The sequence below is a fragment of the Thalassospira indica genome (genome assembly GCF_003403095.1).
Taxonomy (GTDB): domain Bacteria; phylum Pseudomonadota; class Alphaproteobacteria; order Rhodospirillales; family Thalassospiraceae; genus Thalassospira; species Thalassospira indica.
In genome coordinates, this window is the sequence record NZ_CP031555.1 from 3,748,203 (window position 1) to 3,769,365 (window position 21,163).

23 protein-coding genes are annotated in these 21,163 nt (G+C 54.1%); 11 read left to right on the top strand and 12 right to left on the bottom strand.

The features are described 5' to 3' along the window. Positions 1-55 precede the first annotated feature (55 nt). From DY252_RS17615 to DY252_RS17630, 4 genes are all read right to left on the bottom strand, one after another. The gene (locus DY252_RS17615; RefSeq protein ID WP_008891618.1) at positions 56-421 is read right to left on the bottom strand and encodes a response regulator; all 366 of its coding nucleotides are present in this window, start codon (positions 419-421) and stop codon (positions 56-58) included. An 82-nt stretch (positions 422-503) separates the two neighbouring features. Beyond that, the gene (locus DY252_RS17620; protein WP_008891617.1) at positions 504-1,010 is read right to left on the bottom strand and encodes a chemotaxis protein CheW; all 507 of its coding nucleotides are present in this window, start codon (positions 1,008-1,010) and stop codon (positions 504-506) included. Positions 1,011-1,026: 16 nt separating this feature from the next. Then, positions 1,027-3,732 carry a hybrid sensor histidine kinase/response regulator gene (locus DY252_RS17625; RefSeq protein WP_064788897.1) on the bottom strand — a complete coding sequence of 902 codons (2,706 nt, stop codon included), beginning with the start codon at positions 3,730-3,732 and terminating at the stop codon, positions 1,027-1,029. 142 nt (positions 3,733-3,874) lie between these two features. Next, on the bottom strand, positions 3,875-4,480 hold the full coding sequence (locus tag DY252_RS17630; protein ID WP_008891615.1) for a histidine phosphotransferase family protein: 606 nt from the start codon (positions 4,478-4,480) through the stop codon (positions 3,875-3,877). A gap of 294 nt (positions 4,481-4,774) precedes the next feature. On the opposite strand from DY252_RS17630, the gene DY252_RS17635 reads away from it, so the two are divergent. The 3 genes from DY252_RS17635 (at position 4,775) to moaA (ending at position 7,149) form a co-directional block, all read left to right on the top strand. After that, entirely contained in the window at positions 4,775-4,960 is a 186-nt protein-coding gene (locus DY252_RS17635) for a DUF3553 domain-containing protein (RefSeq protein WP_008891614.1), read from the top strand. 155 nt (positions 4,961-5,115) lie between these two features. After that, entirely contained in the window at positions 5,116-5,928 is an 813-nt protein-coding gene (locus tag DY252_RS17640) for a hypothetical protein (RefSeq protein ID WP_064788898.1), read from the top strand. A gap of 222 nt (positions 5,929-6,150) precedes the next feature. After that, positions 6,151-7,149 carry a GTP 3',8-cyclase MoaA gene (moaA, locus tag DY252_RS17645; RefSeq protein ID WP_063087436.1) on the top strand — a complete coding sequence of 333 codons (999 nt, stop codon included), beginning with the start codon at positions 6,151-6,153 and terminating at the stop codon, positions 7,147-7,149. A 12-nt stretch (positions 7,150-7,161) separates the two neighbouring features. On the opposite strand, the gene DY252_RS17650 is transcribed toward moaA, so the two are convergent. The 3 genes from DY252_RS17650 to DY252_RS17660 are packed head-to-tail and all read right to left on the bottom strand — an operon-like array spanning position 7,162 to position 9,209. After that, positions 7,162-8,211: a hypothetical protein gene (locus tag DY252_RS17650; RefSeq protein ID WP_129542769.1), complete on the bottom strand. Its 1,050-nt coding sequence runs from the start codon at positions 8,209-8,211 to the stop codon at positions 7,162-7,164. Between the two features lie 51 nt (positions 8,212-8,262). After that, the gene (locus DY252_RS17655) at positions 8,263-8,718 is read right to left on the bottom strand and encodes a GIY-YIG nuclease family protein (RefSeq protein ID WP_231959714.1); all 456 of its coding nucleotides are present in this window, start codon (positions 8,716-8,718) and stop codon (positions 8,263-8,265) included. Then, on the bottom strand, positions 8,715-9,209 hold the full coding sequence (locus DY252_RS17660; RefSeq protein WP_064788900.1) for a glyoxalase superfamily protein: 495 nt from the start codon (positions 9,207-9,209) through the stop codon (positions 8,715-8,717). Before DY252_RS17660 ends, DY252_RS17655 begins: the two co-directional genes overlap by 4 nt. Positions 9,210-9,522: 313 nt before the next feature. On the opposite strand from DY252_RS17660, the gene DY252_RS17665 reads away from it, so the two are divergent. From DY252_RS17665 to DY252_RS17680, 4 genes are all read left to right on the top strand, one after another. Next, entirely contained in the window at positions 9,523-9,756 is a 234-nt protein-coding gene (locus DY252_RS17665; RefSeq protein ID WP_044827588.1) for a BolA family protein, read from the top strand. Between the two features lie 179 nt (positions 9,757-9,935). Continuing rightward, the gene (gene rarD, locus DY252_RS17670; protein ID WP_064788901.1) at positions 9,936-10,844 is read left to right on the top strand and encodes an EamA family transporter RarD; all 909 of its coding nucleotides are present in this window, start codon (positions 9,936-9,938) and stop codon (positions 10,842-10,844) included. Positions 10,845-10,936: 92 nt separating this feature from the next. After that, positions 10,937-11,272, top strand: coding sequence for a Grx4 family monothiol glutaredoxin (gene grxD, locus DY252_RS17675; protein ID WP_044827586.1), 336 nt, complete (start codon positions 10,937-10,939; stop codon positions 11,270-11,272). A gap of 193 nt (positions 11,273-11,465) precedes the next feature. Continuing rightward, on the top strand, positions 11,466-13,676 hold the full coding sequence (locus tag DY252_RS17680) for a mechanosensitive ion channel family protein (protein ID WP_064788902.1): 2,211 nt from the start codon (positions 11,466-11,468) through the stop codon (positions 13,674-13,676). Between the two features lie 84 nt (positions 13,677-13,760). Here DY252_RS17680 and DY252_RS17685 read toward each other — a convergent pair whose 3' ends face one another. From DY252_RS17685 to DY252_RS17695, 3 genes are all read right to left on the bottom strand, one after another. Then, positions 13,761-14,171 carry a hypothetical protein gene (locus tag DY252_RS17685; protein WP_197482577.1) on the bottom strand — a complete coding sequence of 137 codons (411 nt, stop codon included), beginning with the start codon at positions 14,169-14,171 and terminating at the stop codon, positions 13,761-13,763. A 217-nt stretch (positions 14,172-14,388) separates the two neighbouring features. Further along, positions 14,389-15,006, bottom strand: coding sequence for a 30S ribosomal protein S4 (rpsD, locus tag DY252_RS17690; RefSeq protein ID WP_063087428.1), 618 nt, complete (start codon positions 15,004-15,006; stop codon positions 14,389-14,391). Between the two features lie 265 nt (positions 15,007-15,271). Beyond that, complete coding sequence (locus DY252_RS17695) at positions 15,272-16,054, bottom strand: RNA methyltransferase (RefSeq protein WP_064788903.1); 783 nt, start codon at positions 16,052-16,054, stop codon at positions 15,272-15,274. Between DY252_RS17695 and DY252_RS22710 the strand changes: the two genes are divergently transcribed. Further along, the gene (locus DY252_RS22710) at positions 16,041-16,169 is read left to right on the top strand and encodes a hypothetical protein (protein WP_269451521.1); all 129 of its coding nucleotides are present in this window, start codon (positions 16,041-16,043) and stop codon (positions 16,167-16,169) included. The two genes, DY252_RS17695 and DY252_RS22710, sit on opposite strands and share 14 nt — an antisense overlap. Positions 16,170-16,187: 18 nt before the next feature. Here the strand turns inward: DY252_RS22710 and DY252_RS17700 are convergent, their stop codons facing one another. Next, positions 16,188-17,189, bottom strand: a complete 1,002-nt coding sequence (locus tag DY252_RS17700) for an AraC family transcriptional regulator (protein WP_231959715.1) — start codon at positions 17,187-17,189, stop codon at positions 16,188-16,190. Positions 17,190-17,214: 25 nt separating this feature from the next. Here DY252_RS17700 and DY252_RS17705 point away from each other — a divergent pair, with 25 nt between their 5' ends. Then, positions 17,215-17,958 (top strand): SDR family oxidoreductase, encoded by a 744-nt coding sequence (locus DY252_RS17705; protein WP_064788904.1) that lies wholly within the window; start codon positions 17,215-17,217, stop codon positions 17,956-17,958. A gap of 97 nt (positions 17,959-18,055) precedes the next feature. Here the strand turns inward: DY252_RS17705 and cimA are convergent, their stop codons facing one another. Further along, positions 18,056-19,669 (bottom strand): citramalate synthase, encoded by a 1,614-nt coding sequence (gene cimA / locus DY252_RS17710; protein ID WP_064788905.1) that lies wholly within the window; start codon positions 19,667-19,669, stop codon positions 18,056-18,058. A 337-nt stretch (positions 19,670-20,006) separates the two neighbouring features. Between cimA and DY252_RS17715 the strand changes: the two genes are divergently transcribed. Together DY252_RS17715 and DY252_RS17720 are read left to right on the top strand one after the other, a co-directional pair. Next, positions 20,007-20,255, top strand: a complete 249-nt coding sequence (locus tag DY252_RS17715) for a hypothetical protein (RefSeq protein ID WP_008891599.1) — start codon at positions 20,007-20,009, stop codon at positions 20,253-20,255. A 154-nt stretch (positions 20,256-20,409) separates the two neighbouring features. Next, positions 20,410-21,105, top strand: a complete 696-nt coding sequence (locus DY252_RS17720) for a DsbA family oxidoreductase (protein WP_064788906.1) — start codon at positions 20,410-20,412, stop codon at positions 21,103-21,105. The last annotated feature ends 58 nt before the right edge of the window (positions 21,106-21,163 follow it).

A 21,163-nucleotide genomic window follows, 5' to 3' on the forward strand; every position in this document is an offset into this window, starting at 1 on the left:
CGCTTGATGATGGAGATCGGATCTTGAAGGCTTACAGGTTCGTGAGCACCCCGGCCTAGATCAGGCCGACCTGCTCGAACTTGGCCTGGATGATCTCGCTATCGAACGGCTTCATGATGTATTCGTTCGCGCCAGCGGTGATGGCTTCCTGAATGTGTTCAAGGTCGTTTTCAGTTGTACAGAACACAACAACAGGATCATCGCCACCAGGCGTTGCACGCAGTTCACGCAGGAACTCTATCCCGCTTTTGACGGGCATGTTCCAATCAAGCAGAACCGCGTCGGGCATGGACTCAAGGCACTTATCAAGCGCCTCCTGACCGTCCACTGCCTCTACAACCGCAAACCCGATTTCCTCGAGAATGCGTCTTGCTACCATCCGGATGACTTTCGAATCATCGACGACGAGACAACTCTTCATCGACTTCCTTCTCGCTTACTTAGGTCGTTAAGCCACAATGGCAGGAACCGGGCACATTGCGTGCCCGGCATGGGAAATCAGGTTAACCGGCTTGCTTGATCGAAGACGTGAAATCAAGCAGACGAGTCACGTCGAGAATCACCAGAAGCTTCTTGTCGAGACGGAAAATACCGTCCGAAAATTCGCGCCAGCGCGGATCAAGCGTTGCCGGGTTCTGTTCGAACGCCTTTTTCGGAACGCTCAGAACCTCTCCAACCTGATCGACCATCAGGCTGTAAAGCTCGCCACCTTCATCGACAACGATGCTCATGCCCGGTTCATCGTCTTCGCGGTCACGCAGACCAAGACGTTTGCGGACATCAATCGCGGTCACAATACGACCACGCAGGTTCAACGATCCGGCCACTTCCGGCGGTGAAAGCGGGATACGGGTAATGCGTTGCGGCCCCAGGACATCCTGAACGGTCAGAACAGGGATACCGAAAAGCTGCTTGCCAATATTCGCGGTCACGAAATCCTGGCTGTCACCACCAAGTTCAAGGGCTCCGCCTTTTTCCTGGCTCGGGACGAGTGCGTTTTTATCGCTCATAGGACTGTTCTCCCGCTTACATGCTGCTCAGTGTCTGGATCAGGGTCGAGACAAGCGCATCGCGATCAAATTTGGCCACATAGTCGCTGAAACCGACCTGACGACCGCGTTCGAAGTCTTCCTCTTTGGTGTGCGAAGACAGGGCAATGATCGGAATTTCACCCCATTCTGCATCATCCTGAAGCGCTTCGGCAAATTCAAAGCCGTTCATGCCTGGCATTTCGATGTCACTGATGATCGCATCAAACAGAACACCACGGTTTTTAAGGTCCATGGCCTGTTCTGCATTTTCGACCGCAGTCACATTGAAACCGGCAACCGACAGCATCGGCGTCAGCAGGTTACGGAAGAACGGGCTGTCATCGATCAGAAGAACACGCTTCTTCTCGCCGCCGTTATCCTCGGTGCCGAACCAGTCGCTGAAAGCCAGTTCAAGATAGTAACCGGCATCAATAAGGTCGGTCGCCTTGCCGTCAATCACGGCCGAACCAACTAGACCATCCTGATCCGCGGTCAGTTCAACATTCAGCACGTCATCAACAATATCGACGATCTCGTCGACAACCAGACCCATGGTGCGTTCACGATCCTGGAACACAAGGGTGGGCTGACGGCCTTCTGCCTTCATCTGGTAGCTACCATCGATAAAGACAAGAGGCATAAGCTTGCCGCGGTACTGGACCAGCGGACGGCCATTCGAATGTTCGATATTCTCGACATCGATTTCTTCAAGGCGGGCAACAAGCGCCAGCGGAACCGCACGCACTTCGCTGCCACCGGCCCGGAAGACCAGCATGGATGTGGTTTCGCGATCCGATGCATCCGCCTTGGCCTTGCCTTCGACACCTTGCGAACCACCAACGGTGATTTCGCCGGTGCGGGTTGCAATGCCGTTCGGATCAAGGATCATGATCACGCTACCGTCGCCAAGGATGGTGTTACCCGAGAACAGCGAAAGATCGCGCAGGATCGGGGCCACCGGTTTAACAACGATTTCCTCGGTGTCGAACACGCGGTCAACGATGATACCGAACGAATAGGTACCAACCTGTGCAACCACGATGAATGCTTCTTCATCGACGGCATCGTCGCTTTCCTGAGTGGTATCAAGGCCAAGAATTTTCTTGAGCGTGACCAGCGGCAGCAGACGGTTACGCAGGCGCAGGACCGGTGTATCGTGAATGCGTTCGATGGAATGTTCGGAATTGTTCGATGCACGAACAAGTTCCAGAACGCTGATCTGCGGAATGGCAAAGCGTTCGCCGCCACTTTCCACGATCAGGGCCGACACAATGGCCAGCGTCAGCGGGATCTTGATGATGAAGGTCGACCCACGTCCTTCGACCGATTTCAGTTCGACCGTACCACCGATCTTTTCGATGTTGGTACGCACAACGTCCATACCCACACCACGACCGGAAACCGAAGTCACTTTTTCCGCGGTCGAGAAACCGGCTTTGAAGATGAACTGCTGGATCTGCTGTTCACCCATGCCTTCAAGCTCGCTTTCGGTCGCAAGACCGTTGGCAATCGCCTTCGCCTTGATACGCTCAAGGTTCAGACCACGACCGTCATCGGAAATCTCGATGATGATGTGACCACCTTCATGATAGGCGTTCAGCGTGACCGTACCGGTTTCGGGCTTGCCTGCATCGCGACGGCCCGGAATATCTTCCAGACCATGGTCGGCAGAGTTACGCACCATGTGGGTCAGCGGGTCCTTGATCAGTTCAAGAACCTGACGGTCCAGTTCGGTGTCGGCACCGATCATTTGCAGATCGATTTTCTTGTTCATCTCAAGGGCAAGGTCGCGAACGATACGCGGCAGTTTCGCCCATGCGTTGCCGATCGGCTGCATACGGGTCTTCATCACGCCTTCCTGAAGGTCGGTCGTGATGTGCGACAGGCGCTGCAACGGAACGGTGAATTCACTGTCATCCTTGCCACGAACCATCTGCAAAAGCTGGTTACGGGTCAGGACAAGTTCGGAAACCAAGGTCATCAGGTTTTCAAGCAGCTCGACATTCACACGAATGGTCTGGGCTGCAACCGAGCTTTCCTTGGCTTCTGCGCGCGGTGCCTCTGCCTTTGGCTTTTCGGCAGCCTTTTTGGCCGGCGCAACTTCCTGGGATTTCGCAGCGGCGGGCGGAGCAGCCGGTTTTGCCGGTGCTTCCGGCTCCGGTTCAGCGGCCGCAGCCGGTTCGTCAGGAACTTCGAAATCGGGATCGTATTCTGCGGCGTCAAAAGCAGCCTGCAGTTTTTCGTCATCCGTCATCGGAACTTCTTCGTCGGCTTCTTCTGCTGCCGGGGCTGCTGCAGCAGCCGGCGCACCACCCGGAATTTGGCCGGTATCGGCAAAGTGGTTCAGACGACCAATCAGGTCAGCATCATTTCCGTCCGGCTCGGCTTCGTTCTGTTCGAGCTCGCCCAGCAGATACTTAATGGTGTCGATCGATTCAAGAACAAGCGTCACGGCATCAGGTGTCACCACCAGTTCGCCGTCACGGATTTTACCGAGCACGTTCTCGCCAGCGTGGGCAACAGCCTCAAGGCGCGGCAGGCCAAGGAAGCCGCAAGTGCCCTTAATGGTGTGAACCAAGCGGAAAATATTGGACAAGATGTCCGGATCATTCGGGTTCTGTTCCAGCTTCACCAGTTCGACGTCAAGCGTCGACAGGCTTTCAGAAGTCTCGGTCAGAAATTCACTTAAAAGATCGTCCATATACCCCCTCCAAATCTCCAACAATCAATAGCTTGTCGGAACTGGAACTCCCATTAAAGCGCCAAATGGCGCAAACGTACTATACTTCGGTATCTTAGGTAGAAGCTATTGCACGCCATTACCAGACCTGCCGGTCAAATTTTTATCCATAGATCAATGCAATATTTCCGTCCTGTTGCAAGACCGAAAGCACTCCACCCCCGAGTTTAGCCAGTTTCCGCAAGAAAAACGCCTGAACATTGCGCGGATCGAGTGCATCAGTAGAAACTTCTTTTTCCAATACATTCATGATTTCAGGGCGCAAGGCAGCGCGTTTGCCTTCGCCCAGAACCGTTACTTTACCGGAGTCGCGCATAACCGAAAGCGTTCCACCGAACGGCAAAGCTTCGCGGGCAAGCATAACCATGTTCAATACGATTCGCCCGTGAGATGGATCAATCGGAAGATCCGGCCAATCAAGTGTGACCTTCCCCTCGGCCGCATAAGTCTGTTTTGCCGCTTCACGCATCGCGGCGGTATCGGCACTGCTGCCCGCACGCCCGAAGGCCAACCGGAACAGTTGCAAACGGCGCGCGGCCTCAAGACCGCTTTTGCGCATGAGTGCCAGCGCCTCATCGTCGCTAACCCCGTCTTCCCCCATCAGTTCTGCCCCGGCATTGACCGCCCCGACCGGACCGACAAGATCATGACAGATCCGCGAACTGATCAGTTCGATCAAGGTCAGTTCAAGGGTGGCATCCTCTTCCATAGCGCGGGCTCTCCAAGGTCTTTGCGTATCGTCACAACATCATGCCCCAAGACACGATGCGCTTCCCGAATGGTCTGTTCTGAGCGAACAGGTCACTCGCAGAAGCCACAAGATTGCCGCCGATATATTAAGAGCTTATTTAGCACGCTCGAAAATCAGGCTTTTCCGACCCGGCAAATTTTGCCGCTGTGCGATATCGGCCCCGATATCGGGTCCGCAACACGCAGCCGCAAATTGCGCGACCTCGGCAAACGACCTATATTGAAGCCAGCAACACAGGATACAGAGCACCCAATGGATTTCTTGCTGACGCCAGGCGCCATCGTGCGTCATCCCAATCAACCGGACTGGGGACTGGGCCGCATTCAGGCCGTTGACGGAGATCGAATCGCGGTCAATTTCGAAGAGGCCGGTCGCCAGATCATCCGCCAGCGCTATGTCGTTCTGGAAATTGTCGAAGCCGCGGCGGGCTACGAATAGGCGCCCTTCCTGCAACCGGCCCTTGAAGGCGACGCTTGGCACATGGATTGCTCGGATCGAATTGTTAATCAATTCACCATAAAGATGGACTCTATCATACACTCGATAGATGAACCTGACACGAGCACAACAGTCTTAAGAAGGTTTCGAAGCCCATGATCGCAGCCAATAAACCACCGCGTGACAGCTTTAAACAGCGCCACCACGTCGCGGCCTTTACCGTGCTGGAACAATTTGCCCAGGGTCTTGTGCATGTTGCCCGCAACCATGGCGGTTCCGTTACCGAAGAACAGATCCTGAAATCGCTCAATAGCCTGCGCGATAACGAAGATCTGTTCGACAATGCATGGGCGATCCTTGAAAGCGACCTCGAAGCGATCAAGACCCGCGAACATGCTGCCCTGCGCCACGATCCGTTCGGGCGTCTGCTGGTCTCGCGCTTTGATCATCTGCTTGAAGGCAACGCAGCCGGCGACATCGAACACGGTGCGCTGTCACGCACCATCCTGCAGCCCTTCTTCAAGGTCATCCGCATGATGGTCGGCATGGACATGCTTCAGGAAATCGATCGTGAAATTCACGAAATCATCGAAGCTCACGCCAATGATGATGACGAGTTGCGCAATCCCTCCGAATACTGGGATCATTTGGCCAAAACCCCGGAAGTCCGGTCGCGGATCAATCTGGTGTTTGCCCGCATGGCGCTGCATTTCAGCAATTATGAACACCGCAAAAAATGGCTGATCCAGCTCGTCAATGACAACATGGTCCACGGCGAAGAACGTTGGGAATTCACCGAAACCCATTGCATCCGACTGCTTGATGCGTTGTTTGCCGATGTGCGCAAAACGCTTGCCGTGCCGGAACATTCCGCCGAACTGGTCGCACGGATGGGCCGCGAAAACGTCGCCACCCTGCGCGACGTGGTCAAATGCATTGATGCCGACGTCGCGAAATTATCAAAGTGATCGTCGACCTGCGGGCACCCGTTACCTGACGGTTACCCCTTAACGAACGAATATATGAGCTGCGATCTGTTTTGGGATCGTGGCTCATATCGTTTTCACCTGACGGAAAGGTGAACACCACAGATCGAAACAGACTGGTCAAAACCCCGTCTGCTGTGCCACAGTCGCCTCACAACGATTGCAAAAAGCCCGGAAACTCAACAACACCGTTGAAACGCCACCATGACCAAACCGCTGATCGACAAATATGGCAGACATGTCTCTTACCTGCGCGTATCGGTAACCGATCGCTGCGATTTCCGCTGCACCTATTGCATGGCGGAAAACATGACCTTCCTGCCAAAATCAGATGTTCTGTCGCTTGAAGAACTCGATCAGCTCTGCACGGCTTTCATTACGCGCGGCGTGCGCAAGTTGCGCCTGACCGGCGGCGAACCATTGGTGCGTCGTGGCATCATGGATTTGATCGCCAATCTGTCGCGCCATCTTAAAACTGGCGCGCTTGATGAACTCACCATGACCACCAATGGCAGCCAGCTTGCGACCTATGCCGATGATCTGGCGCGCCTCGGTGTGAAGCGTCTCAACATCTCGCTTGATAGTCTGGATTCCCAGAAATTCACCGAAATCACCCGTCGCGGCCGCCTTGAACAGGTGCTGGCCGGTCTTGAGGCCGCCAAACAGGCTGGCATTTCGATCAAGATCAATACGGTCGCACTGCGCAATTTCAACGAAGACGAAATGTCACGCCTTGTTGCCTGGTGCGGCAAGGAGGGCTTTGATCTTTGCCTGATCGAAACCATGCCGCTCGGCGACATTGATGGCGACCGGACCGACCAATACCTGCCGCTCACAGCGGTACGTGAACGGTTGGAGCAGGAATACACCCTGATCCCGTCCGAATATGTTACCCCGGGCCCGGCCCGCTATACCACCGTGGCTGAAACCGGCGGACGTCTCGGCTTCATCACGCCGCTGACCCATAATTTCTGCGAAGGTTGCAACCGCGTGCGCGTGACCTGCACCGGCACGCTTTACATGTGCCTGGGTCAGGAAGACCACGTTGACCTGCGTGCGGCGCTCCGTACCGGCGACCCGCGTGCCCTTGATCAGATGCTGGATGCCGCCATGGACCTCAAACCCAAGGGCCATGATTTTGTCATCGACCGCAAAGGCCAGAAACCGGCTGTTGGGCGGCATATGAGCATGACCGGGGGCTAATACTCTCTCGTCTCATGTCGTCAACGTTCGCCAATACGACTTGAGTAAGTCAGAGCATTTCATGTCGTTGCGAACTGTTATATCGATAGCATTTTGGTTAATTTTCGCCCGCTGCAGTAGCGACCAAATATCTTTGTGGATCACCTCTGTGTCTGCTTCAGAAATACCATAGGTTGTTCCGAGAACTTCGATTTTGTTTTTCGCGGGACCAAACGCCAGCAGGTCCAAATTCTGTCGGTGAAACGCGAAACCCAAAAACACTATTCTCTCAGCGTTTGACAACAATTGGCGGAGCGAATTCAGTTCTTCGTCGGAATTCACTTGTTCTGTGAACGTTCGCAACTGATGACAAAGCTCGAACATATCTAAATGATCGGGCCGCTCACCGAATGGCAGTGTTCTTTGATTGGGTCGATCAAATATTGATCCAAGTACTCCATAGGGATGAATTATCGGTACTTTTGCGACAACTCCTGCAGCCTGATCACGTTCAACACCGTAGTATGCTCTCAGCGCATACTCTAAGAATTGCTCGATACAACGATCATAGTTAAATGAGATAAACCCAACGTTCTGAAACACATCGGAAATCTCATCTTTAGAAATACCCTCACTAGCCATTCGGAAAAGCGAAGCTATCCAAGTATCAGAAACTCGTTCCAAATTAATGGCGTTGATGTTCTGGATGTGCTCCGAATACAGATTGGACCGGCGCTCCGCTTCTAAAATGGACTGAAAAATAGCTAGCTTACCTATGCGCTCAATCGCCAAATTTCCCCGATGGGCATCAATAAAATTATCGATGCTTATGGCCAACGGTAATCCTCTACAAATCGCTTCAGCCGCACGAAAATATTCAGCCTGAGAAAACCCATCTGTTTCATTCGCCATTTGCTTAATCTGTAAGGCAAGCGTGATATCCCCAGTCTCGGGCATTGGGCGATGATTAAAGCTAAATCGCAGTTTTCCTGAGATTATATCCTTGAGGCTAACACCAAGAGGCAAACCAAATTCGTAGCTTGCTCCTGCTCCAACGACAAAGACGGTTTTTCTTTTAAACACATCCTTTTCCTGACTGACAACCAACCAACTCTCAACATGCAACTGAAAATGTTACACCTTAGGCAGTTTTGTAAAAAGCGCTGAGATGTCATCATCCTGTGTGATGACTAAGTGTGACACGCAGTCGATGCAATCACTGCTACCAAATCCGGGCACAGGAACCTGTGTATCTGGCTCGTGTAGAGCAGCGCGTAATTCACACTCATCCCCACCCGGCACCACCAGCACTGACGTAACCCGCCCGGCCCCGTTTGAGGTCAGTTCATCGACATGCCAATGGGGTTTCTTGGTCGTCTTGCAGTGGCGTATGACGCGCGCGGCGATGCCGCCGGGGCCATTGGCGGAGCCGCAATAAAGATAGGTGCCTTTGGCAAGGGTGATTCCGGCAAACCGTTTGTTTTGAAGCGTCAGGTCAGCTGTAAGTTCGATCACCAGAACGTAAGCTCCGGCAACTTTGGGAAGCTGCCGGAGGGTTTGGTCATTGATCTCTGGGAAATACGTGCTCACGCGTCCGGGGACTCTCGCAGCAACAGATCAATCGATAGACCGGGTCCGGCCATGCCGTTGGTCAGGACCGGTTCGCAATGTTCGTTGATCCGTGCGCCAATGCGTTGGCGAAAGCCGCTAAAGCGTTTTGATTCCACGACATCGACCGGTTCGTCGAGATGCACCTCGACCCGGAACACGCCCGGTGTCGGGGTCGCCGTAACGCTTCGGATCAGGCCGGTGACGGCATGACCAAGGTAAGAACCGGCAAAACGTTTGCCGATACCAAGATCGGAAACACTGGTCGGGATATTGCGCCGTGCCATGGCAACGGCGGTGTTCCAGTCACGATAGCCGTGGCTTTGCGCCAACAGTTCCAGCGAACCGGCATGCGAAATGGATACATCGCGCGCTGCCAGGGCTTTGCGCAGGCGTTTGGCCTGTGTCTTGAACTGTTCGGTCGCGTCCGTGTCGATGTCGGCACGGCTGATATTGAGCGTATTGGAAGTCATTATTCGTCTCCACGCAGGAGGCCGGGTGTCCGCATTGCCGGTCCGTATCCTGGTCGGGAAACGGGTCCGAAAATCTCATTTCACGCACTTTACCAAAGGCATAAACCTTGCGGACGGCAGGTGTGCGCAACCCTGCGTCCGTGATTAGAGCAATATCGCGCGCATGACAAGCCTTTCGACCTCATGGAGCACTGTCGCAAACCGGCCATCGCGCAGAAATTGACAGCCCCCGTGACAACAACATATACCAGACAAAAGATGTTTTATCCGGGCCGCATGAACAGCCTGCGATCAATGATAAGGAATAAACGCCATGGCGATGGAAGCCTATGAAATCGAAAGCATGATCAAGGAAGCCCTTCCCGATGCACAGGTCCGCATCGAGGATTTGCGCGGCGATGGCGACCATTATGCTGCAATCGTGGTGTCCGAGCAGTTCCGCGGCAAAACCCGCGTGGTTCAGCACCAGATGGTCTATTCCGCGCTTAAGGGCAAAATGGGTGGCGATCTGCATGCGCTGGCCCTGCAGACCTCTGCACCGGACTGATATCACCTGATATCGCAACCACCGGCAAGGCAGTGCGCCACCACGCCAACCATATTGCTTTGCCTGACCTTTTACAGGGGCCGTTTCATTTCGGCCCCTGCCGAGTTTCCGATAAATCTGAGCTGGTCCAAAACATCGCGGCCGGTCACAGCCCCATTCACTGACCACGGCTTAATGTTATGTCCACTCAGGAAAAACCGGCCCTGATCGGCCCCGGCCCGCTTGCCGGACTTGCTGCCTTCACCATTTGGGGCACGTTTGGCATCTATTTCAAACTGGTCGGCTTTGCCGGTCCGGTGGAAATTCTGTCACACCGGATTATCTGGTCTGCGATTTTGACCCTGTTGCTGGTGTTTGTGCTTGGCAGACGCAAGCAGCTTTGGGCACTGATTTCATCGGCAAAAACGATTGGCTATCTCTTTCTCAGCAGTGTTTTGATCGCAGGAAACTGGATCATTTACATTTGGGCGGTCAATAACGCGCACGCCCTGGAAGCAAGCCTTGGCTACTACATCATGCCGTTGGTCATGCTGATTTTGGCCCGGGTTTTTTTCGGCGAGAAGCTTAACCGCATTCAATTGGTTTCGGTGGCGATTTGCGCCGTCGGAGTTTTGAACCTGCTGGTGTTTTATGGTCATCTGCCGTGGATAGCGCTTAGCCTGTCTTCGCTGTTTGCTTTTTATGGCGTGATTCGCAAACTTGTCCCGGCCGATCCGATTGCCGGTCTTTTTGTTGAATGCGCGCTGCTCGCACCGATGTCGCTGGGTTATATGATCTGGCTTGACAGTCATGGCGGGTCGGCATTTGGCACCATCGGATTCACGCAAGACGCACTTTTGATTGGCCTTGGGGTCTGTACTGCCGTGCCGCTTGTACTGTTTGCCTATGCGGCGCGCAACATGAAGTTTTCCGCCCTTGGGCTGATGCAGTACCTCAATCCGACGCTGCAGTTCTTTGTCGCGGTCCTGGTTTTCGGCGAAACCTTTACCCAGGCGCACATGATCACCTATGGGTTGGTCTGGATCGGCTTGGCGATTTTCACATGGGACAACCTGCGCACCGCGCAGCAAAATCGCGCCAAGAGTTGACAGAACCGCAGGTTCCAGCCATATCTTCGCCCATAAAAGTTTAACCTGAATTCGCGGCCCGAACAGAGCCGCCCAAGCCAAGGACAATCATCATGACCGACAATCCGGTATTCGAACGCATCCAGAAAGACGTCAATGACAATGACGTCGTCCTGTTCATGAAGGGCACCGCAATGTTCCCGCAGTGCGGTTTCTCTGCCGCTGTTGTTCAGGTCCTGGCTGAGCTTGGCGTTCAGTTCAAAGATATCAACGTTCTGGTCGACCCGGCGATCCGTCAGGGCATCAAGGACTTCTCCAACTGGCCGACCATTCCGCAGCTTTACGTCAAGGGCGAGTTCCTTGGTGGTTGCGACATCGTGCGTGAAATGGCCGCCAGCGGCGAGCTGTCCCAGCACCTGAAAGACAAGGGCGTTGCCGTCGCTGCCTAAGGCGCGATAGCCAAACCCAATCAAAACGCGCTGCGCAGGTTTTCTGCCAGCGCGTTTTTTGTGCCCGGACCATCGCAAAACTCGCCAAATGCGATCATATCCCGCGCGCGACAAAACTATTTCTTGATGGTTTATCTGCTATTCCCCATCTTTAGGGCATGCTGCAATTTGCGCCACAGGGGAAGTCACAGGCATGAAACCGGCAATCAAAACAATGGCATGTTTTGCGATCTGGCTGTTTGCAATCTGGTTTGCCTTGCCCATCCCGCCCACAGCAGCACAGATGGCGGCTGTTACCGCCCTGAGCGGATCAGAGGGCGGATCAGAAGACGGATCAGAACCCACCACAGAACTTCCCGAAGACGGGGTGGTTGCCGAAACCTTCAGCTATTATGGCTTCCTTGAAGAGGGTGTCACCCGCACCCAGGCCCGCATTGCCGAAACCATGTCCGGCCTTGATGCCTTTCCAGAAGAACTCGATGCCACACGGGCCTTGCTGTCGACCGATTTCGGCCAGACCGGCCTGATGCGCATTTTGCTGTTTACCGTCATTTTCGTTGGTGTCGGTATTGTGGCCGAGGTGATTTATCGCCGTCTTTCGGCACCGGCATGTGCCTATCTTGAATCGCAAAGCCCCCGGAAATTCTCGGAACGCCTTAAACACATGGTTGGGCTTTGTGCGCTTTCGCTGTTTTCGCTGCTTGTCTTTGCCATCGGATCGCTTGGTGCCTTCATGATGTTTGACTGGCCGCCAATCATGAAATCGGCTGTGATGTCGCTCCTGATGGCATTCTTTGCCCTGCGTGTCCTGATCATCGTGTTGCAATTCCTGTTTGCGCCCAAGGCAGAAGGCCTTCGCATGATCAATGTCGATCCGCAGGCCGCAACCGTGTTGACCAAACGCCTGACCTGGGCGGCGGGGATATCATTGTTTGCCTTTGCCTTGGCCAAGGTGTTTGGTGCCGCGCCGACCATGATTGCGGGCGATATCATCCTGTTTGATGCGGCGGTGGTGATTTCCGTCGTCACCTTTTGCGCGGTCACGCTCTCAATTGGCCGGTTCTTTGCCAGCCATGCGGCAAGTGCCGAAGTCGAGAAAATGGCCCTGCCAACATCCATCGCCCGTCTGTGGCCGATGATTGTCTGTGGCTGGTTCATTCTGGTGGGCGGGGTGGCGATCATTGGGGCCGAACGCATCCTTAAGGCCCTGCTGGCCATCGGGCTTGCCTGTCTGTTTGACGTTGTGTTTCGCAACATCATCGAAAGTCAGCATCGCAAGAAACTGCAAGCGGCCGAACAGGAAGCCGCCGAGCACAATGCCAGGGCAGAGGCGGCTGCGCATGAACATGACGAAGTGTTTGAACCAATAAAGCCCAAGGCCCCTGTTTTTACCAAAGTGCTTAAACGCGGTGTGCGGCTTCTGGCACTGGTGTTTGTGCTGGCAAGTATCTGGCGCATCTGGGGCTTTGACCGGTTGGCTCAGGACGATGATGCCGGGATCATTGCCCGGATCATTGATAGCTCGACCGAAATCATCATGATCCTTCTGATCGCCGACCTGATCTGGTCGCTGATCAAGACGTTCCTTGATGAACGCATGAGCGCATCAGCAACGGGCAATGCCGGCGATGAAGGCGGTGGCACCGGGCTTTCGCGGGTCGAAACCCTTTTGCCACTGTTGAAAAACTTTGCACTGACCGTGATCATCATCATGGTGGCAATGGTGACCCTGTCATCATTGGGCGTGGATATCGGGCCCCTGATTGCCGGTGCCGGTGTTGTCGGCCTTGCTCTTGGCTTTGGCAGTCAGGCGCTTGTGCGCGATGTGGTAGCCGGTGTGTTCTTCCTGCTGGATGATGCGTTTCGGCTTGGCGAATATATCGAAGTCGACAATCTGCGTGGCCGGGTGGAAAACATCTCTATCCGATCGATGCAGCTGCGCCATCACCGTGGCCCGCTTCAGACCGTCCCGTTTGGCGAGATTAAATCCATCGTCAACCACAGCCGCGATTGGGTGATCGTCAAACTGGAATTCCGTGTGCCGTTTGAAACCGACGTCAACAAGATCAAGAAACTGGTCAAGAAGCTGGCGGCCGAACTTCTGGAAGATCCGCTGATTGGCGACAGCTTCATCGAACCGCTGAAATCCCAGGGCGTGCGCCGGATGGAAGAGTTCAACATGGTGATCGGGCTGAAATACACCTCAAAACCCGGCGAACAATTCACCATCCGCAAAACCGTCTATCAGAGGGTTCTGGCGATGTTCAAGGAAAACGGCATCCAGATGGCCTCTCGCAACGTCAAGGTCGATGTGCCGCCCGATGCCACCCCCGAACAAAAACAGGAAGCCGTCGCAGCCGCCGCCCAACAGGCGTCTGAGCAGCTTAACAAACCGCCTGCCTGATCCATTCCCAAAACGAGCCTCCGAACCGCATGGCTCGGAAGCTCGAGATTACAGAGCTTGGCGCCCGAAATAAGGCAAATTGGCTTACTTGGGTGGGAATGCCTGGGTTTCTTCACCTTTACCCAAAATCAAGCTGCCATCAGCATTCAAAGCCGTGACGGTAAAGCGATAGTCATGTGATCCGCTCGGGGGACATGGCCCTTTATACGAAAAGGCACCAGCAGGAATTTCACTTGAACCAGAATAATCGATCATCCCTCCTCCGTGATTATAGGTTGGAACGTCCAGATCGACCATTTTGAAGCGGAGCGATGCTGTGTCAGCAGGAATATTTGAAATGACGAACGCAGGCGATTTGGTGGAGCAAGCGGAAGTTCCGTGCCAATCGAATGACACATCCAAAGAAGCCATATTTTCCGCCTCTTTTGTTGTTTGGCAACCACTTAACGCGAGTACAGACAGCCCTACAATCGCTGCCAATTTCGTTATCTTCATAACGTCAACCTCAACCTGAAAAACAAAATCCGAGAATATAGATACAGAGACCAGATCACCGTTCAGGAAGCAGGTGAAGACGTCAACCTGTCCACAAGAGTAGAACACAACCGTTGAAGCAAGCCGACACCCGGTCAGATAACACATCAAACAAACAAAAACGCCCGCTGTTTCCAGCGGGCGTCTTCGTATCGGATCGTCGCGAAATCCGTAAGGATTAACGCGAGTAGAATTCGATGACCAGGTTCGGCTGCATCTGAACCGGGTACGGAATTTCTGCGAATTTCGGAACGCGAACGAAGGTACCTTTGAAGGCCTTCGCGTCAACGTCGAGATATTCCGGAACGTCACGTTCGTTCAGGTTGGCAGCTTCCATAACCATCGGGATTTCGCGCGAAGCAGGTTTCACTTCAACAACATCACCTTCCTGAACCAGGTAAGACGGGATGGTTACTTTCTTGCCGTTAACAAGAATGTGGCCGTGGTTCACGAACTGACGTGCAGCAAACACGGTCGGAACGAATTTCATGCGGTAGATAACCGCATCAAGGCGCTGCTCAAGAATACCAACGAGGGTTTCGGAGGTATCACCCGGACGACGGGAAGCTTCTTTGTAGTAGCGCAGGAACTGTTTTTCAGAGATCGAGCCGTAGTAGCCTTTGAGCTGCTGTTTTGCAAACAGCTGGGTACCATAGTCGGTCGGCTTCTTACGGCGGGTGGCACCATGCATGCCCGGTGCATATTCGCGCTTGTTCAGCGGCGATTTTGCACGGCCCCAAAGGTTCACACCAAGGCGGCGGTCAATCTTATGCTTTGCAGCAATACGTTTCGACATTTTGTAACTCTCTTTTTTTAAAGATCACTTATTGTCCCGATAGTTTCCAACCGCCTGAAACCGGACATGCGGCCCAGACACGCGGAACGGGGACGAAACCACATGTCTCGACCCACTTTCTCGGAAGTGAGGCGCAATATAGAGATGATTGATCAAGAGTCAAACATTAATCGCGCCCGCCATCCCGCATGGAAGCCCTGCATTTCTGCCGAGTTCCGCACGAATGGCACCCCACCTACCCCGCACTTGGCAATCGGGTGGAAAATCAGTCCTTTGGCTTGTGCTTGCCACCGCGCATGGCGACAATCATCCCGCGCAGTGTCTGGACTTCCTGATGGGTCAGATTGGCACGGTTAAAGATGTTGCGAATATTGCGCGCCATGCCGGGGCGTTTTTCCGCCACCCGAAAGAACCCCGACTTATCAAGTTCACTTTCAAGATGGACGAAAAGACGTTCCATATCATCCTTGGTCGCCGGGAAGGTATCGGCCATCATCAATTGATAATCGGGTACATCAACGCCCGCCTGCCACCATTCATAACCTATCAACAAAACCGCCTGGGCCAGGTTAAGCGACGTAAAACCGGGATTAAGCGGAACGGTCACAACCGCATCGCCCATGGCAATATGTTCGTTGCGAACGCCTGTGCGTTCCGGGCCAAACATCACGCCGACCTTTTCACCACGTCCGATCACAGCGCGCATTTCCGGTGCCAGCCCCTTGGGCGTAAAGACCGGCTTGATGGCATCACGGGTGCGCGCCGTTGTAACGTAAACCCGGTTCAGATCGGCCAGTGCATCTTCTTCGCGCTCAAACACCTTGGTGTTGTCGATGACGATATCGGCACCTGATGCATTGGCGGTTGCCCGTTCATTTGGCCACCCATCACGCGGCCGCACCAAACGCAAATCTACCAGACCACAATTGAGCATCGCACGCGCGGCCTTGCCGATATTATCGCCAAGCTGTGGCTCAATCAGAATGATTACGGGCGGATTGGCAATCCCGCCTGTTTCAGGCTTGGCACTGCCGATGGGCTCGCTCATCGCGGTATTCTCCGGTCGTGAACTGGGGCATGTCGCGGGCATGCCCGTCAATATTGGCGCTTCTTTATCAAAAGCCAACCATCAGCGCCAGTTCCTAATCATCGCGATCATCTGATTGCCCTCAGACACGCCATCAAGCAGTCATGCTGTCATGTTCGCCCCAGCATTCACGTGCATATTGCCCCGGTGGAACTCCGACATGTCGGGAAAATGCAATACTGAACGCACTTGCCGATCCATATCCAACTCGTTCGGCGACATCCGCAATCCGGCAATCACGTTTGGCAAGTTCCCCCTTGGCAACGGCCATCCGCCAGGAAAGCAGATATTGCATCGGCGCCATCCCCACTGTCCTTGCAAACCGCTCAAAGAATGCTGACCTTGAAAGTGCCGCTTCCTTTGCCAGCGACGCAACAGACCATGAATATCCGAAATTTCCATGGATTTGGCGTAGGGCTGCGACAATCCTTTCATCGGCCAATCCTTTCAACAACCCCGGGGGTGCATTCTTATCGGGTGCAGATCGCAATGCTTCAATCAACAGGATTTCAACCAGCCGCGACAGCACAAGCTCCCGACCGGGTTTCCATTCCCCTGTTTCTTCAACAATAAGCCCAACCAGCCTCACAAGCCGGTCAACACCGCGCAAATGAATAAGCCCCGGCAACAAAGATGTCAGCAGCCCAGCATCCGGTGAGCTGAAGATAAAATAGCCTCCCAGCAGGCGCACATCGGGCGGGCCGCTCTGCCGGCCATGTCGAACCTCGTCGCTGCGGGTTGCAGCCACTTCAGGATCAATCATTTCGGGCGTCGTCGTCTCAAACCCAGACATTGTAAAAGCTGGCGTTTCGGGCAACAGGATAAAATCTCCGACTTCAAGCCGGATGCTGTCATGGCCATCCACTGCCAGCCTGCAACTGCCATCCATCACGACACAGAAACTCGGATACCCGAACGGCGAATAGCGCACAGCCCATTCTCCTGCACCGCTGATCCCTTTGGAAAAAACGGCATTTGGCTGCAGCAGGTGAATGATTTCGACAAGAGGATCACTCAAAACAGGACTAATTCTTATAAAAAATGGACTGCCTATTATAGAAAGTCCTTCCAGTTTTGGTATCTCTATCTGCAGCAAATCACCAAAATGATATGGAAAAAAAATGCCTTCAATACTGATCTCGGGCTGCTCATCGGGTTATGGCCTTGAAACAGCCAATCTTTTCCACACAAAAGGCTGGAACGTCATTGCCACCATGCGAACGCCGCAAGAGGATATCCTGCCGAAATCAGACAGGATCAAAGTGCTTGCACTTGACGTTACGAACCCTCAATCAATCGCGTCCGCAATTGAAACATGCGGCCCGATTGATGTGTTGGTTAACAATGCCGGAATCGGGCTGTTCGGTGCCTTCGAAGCTACACCCATGAGCACCATACGCGAGATATTTGCGGCGAATACATTTGGCACCATGGCGATGGTTCAGGCCGTGTTACCACAATTCAGGTCCCGCAAAAGCGGTACCATCGTTAACGTGACATCCAGCGCGGTACTCGCACCAATGCCACTCGTCGCAGCCTACAGTGCAAGCAAAACCGCGATCGAAGGATTCACCGCGTCGCTTGAGCTTGAATTAAAATCTTTTGACATCCGGGTCAAACTTGTACAGCCCGGCTACTGCCCGGACACGCAATTCTCTGCCAATACCGGCTCGCGTATGGATGGTACAATCCCCGAAGCATACAGCGACTATGCACAGGATGTGTTCACAGCCTACCAGCAACCTGACGAAGTGACGACCACAAGGGATGTCGCCGATGCCGTCTGGCTGGCCGTCAATGATACATCAGACCAGCTGCGCTTTCCCGCCGGGGCAGACGCCAGGAAACTGGTAGGTATGTCCTAACATTCGGGCTAAGCAGCCCTTGAAACGGCATTAGATAAATAAAGGGGCACGAATCAAACCGCGCCCCTTTTTTTTCACGATCATATCAGTTTTCTGATCAGGCATGCTGGCTGCGCACACCGGATTTGAACAGTTTATAAGTGATGGAATCACGCAGTGCGTTATAGGACGCCTCGATAATGTTGGTCGAAACGCCCACCGTTGCCCAGTTATTGCCCTCGGCATCACGGCTTTCGATCATGACGCGGGTCACTGCACGCGTCCCATCGCCGCGGGTTATGATGCGGACCTTATAGTCGATCAGTTCGATCTGCTCGACCGCATCGCGGTATTCCGGCACGGTCAAAAGGACCTTACGAAGGGCCGCATCAAGGGCGTTGACCGGGCCATTGCCTTCGGCTACTGACATGAACTGATCATCGCCGACCACGACCTTGACGGTGGCCTCACTCATGGTGATGACCTGTTCGTCCTGCTCATCAACCCAGCGGCGTTCGTCAATCACACGGAAAGACGTCACCCGGAAATAACGATCAAGCTCGCCCATGGCCTTGCGCGCCAGCAATTCAAAGCTGGCCTCGGCCCCGTCATAGGCATAACCGTCAAACTCACGGCGCTTGACGGTTTCAACCAGCTTGCCGACGGCCTCGGATTTGGGATCAACCTCAACGCCGATCTCGCGGAAACGCGCCAGAATGTTGGATCGCCCCGCCTGATCGGAAACAAGGATATGGCGCTGGTTGCCGACCAGATGCGGTTCGATATGTTCGTAACAGGTCGGGTTCTTTTCGACCGCCGAGACATGCAAGCCACCCTTGTGGGCAAAGGCGCTGTCGCCAACATAGGCCGCCTGACGCAGCGGTTCCCGGTTAAGCCGCTCATCAAGGATGTGGGAAATCCGGCGCAGATGGGTCAGCTGGTCATGGGAAATGCCAACGTCATAGCCCATTTTGAGCATCAGCGTCGGAATGATCGAAATCAGATTGGCATTGCCGCACCGCTCACCCAAACCATTCAGCGTCCCCTGCACTTGCCGCGCACCGGCGCGCACCGCGGCCAAAGAATTCGCAACCGCATTCTCGGTATCGTTGTGGCAATGGATGCCAACATGGCTGCCGGGGATCTGGCTGCAGACATCGGTGACAATGTCAAAAATCTCGTCGGGCAGCGTACCGCCATTGGTGTCACACAGAACAACCCAGCGCGCGCCGGCCTCATAGGCCGACTTGATCGCGGCAAGGGCATAGTCCCGGTTGGCCTTGTAGCCATCAAAGAAATGCTCGGCATCGAACATGACTTCGGAAACCTTGGTTTTCAGATGGGCAATTGAATCTGAAATCATCGCCAGATTTTCATCAAGCTCGATCCCAAGTGCCTCGGTCACCTGAAAGTCCCAGCTTTTACCGACCATGCAAACAATCGGCGCATTCTGCGCAAGGCTGGTCAGCCCCGGATCGTTTGACGCAGACCGACCCGCACGGCGGGTCATGCCAAAGGCGGTCAGTTTGGAATTCTTGAGTTTGGGCGGATTGGCAAAGAATGCATCATCAGTCGGGTTTGCCCCCGGCCAGCCGCCTTCAATATAGTCAATCGACAGTTCGTCCAGTGCCTTGGCAATCGCGGTCTTGTCCGCGGCCGAAAAATCCACGCCCTGGGTCTGCTGCCCATCGCGCAAGGTACTGTCATAGAGATAGACGCGCTTGTCTGACATTTTCATTCCAACTGATCGATCGTCTCGGGTGCCGCGGCCGTTTTTGGCCGCCGCTATTCTGTTCGCAAGGCTCATGTTTTCATGTCTTTTGCGGGTCTGGCAAATTGCCGCAAAACAGACAGCAGCGCAACAGCATTACTCAAATTGCCATCCCGACGACAATTTCTGCTCTATTTCAACAAATTACCCATCTTTAGGATAGCAGACCTGTCCCCTTGAATGGTTGCAACCACCACTATGCGATGATTACCTTTATCCTAGGTTGTAGTACGCTTGATCAAATCCCTGCACATGTAGAACAAAGCTAATGATCGCGCGACGTCCAAGGACAATAAAAATGGCAAATGACGCCCCCACCAGCGTTGATATCATGATGCTTGCCGGCCTGACGTGGGAACGTACCGGTCGCAATTGCTGGACTGCATCAGACCGTTTTGCCCGCTACATCATATTCCGTGACATTGATGAACGTTGGTATGGCGACTGGGAACGGGACGGGGAACTGACCCGTGCGGATTGGTCTTGCCCGATCCTTGAAACATTTGCCGAATACATGGTCGACAACGCCCGGCGGCAGTCGTCCTGATGATCAGACGGGTAACCACGCCCGCAAAATCAGATACAACTAATAAATTGCCCTTCAAATACGCGTCCGCCCCTGCTTTTCCTTGCGTTTGACGCCATGTCGATTATGTGTTGGGGTATCACAACGTTACATAATCCGAGGCAAGCCTAATCCAATGACCAAAGCCATTCCCATGCAGATCGACATTGTTTCGGACGTTGTCTGTCCGTGGTGCATCATCGGTTACAAGAACCTTGAAGACGCCATCAGCCGTCTGGACGGCGAAATTGACGTCACCCTGCGCTGGCACCCGTTCGAACTGAACCGCGATATGCCGCCCGAGGGCCAGGACCTCTCGGAACATATCAGCGAAAAATACGGCCTGACTGCCGATCAAAGTGCCGATAGCCGCGCCCGCATCACCATGATGGGCGAAAATGTCGGCTTCCCGATCCATTTCGGGTCAGATGCACGCATCTATAACACCTTTGACGCCCACCGCCTGCTGTACTGGGCGGGCAAGGAAGGCGAATACGGCCAGCAGACCGCGCTTAAACTCAACCTGTTTGCCGCTTACTTCCAGGGTGGTGACAACACCGCCGACCATGGTGTTTTGAAACGCGCGGTCGAGGAAGTCGGCCTTTCACCGGAACGTGCCGCCGAAATCCTGGCTAGCGACGAATTCGCCAAGGAAGTCCGCGCCGAGGAAGACGAATTTGGCGATGCCGGCATCAGTTCGGTGCCGACCTATGTGGTCAATGGCAAATTCGCCATTTCCGGCGGCCACCCGCCAGAAGTGTTCGAGCAGGCCCTTTCGGAGATCGCGCGCCAAGGTGACGAAATCCTTGCCGAAGCACAAAACGACGCCTGATTAGGCCCAAGTGCAGACAGATGAACAAAGCCCGGTCCATTGGATCGGGCTTTTTCGT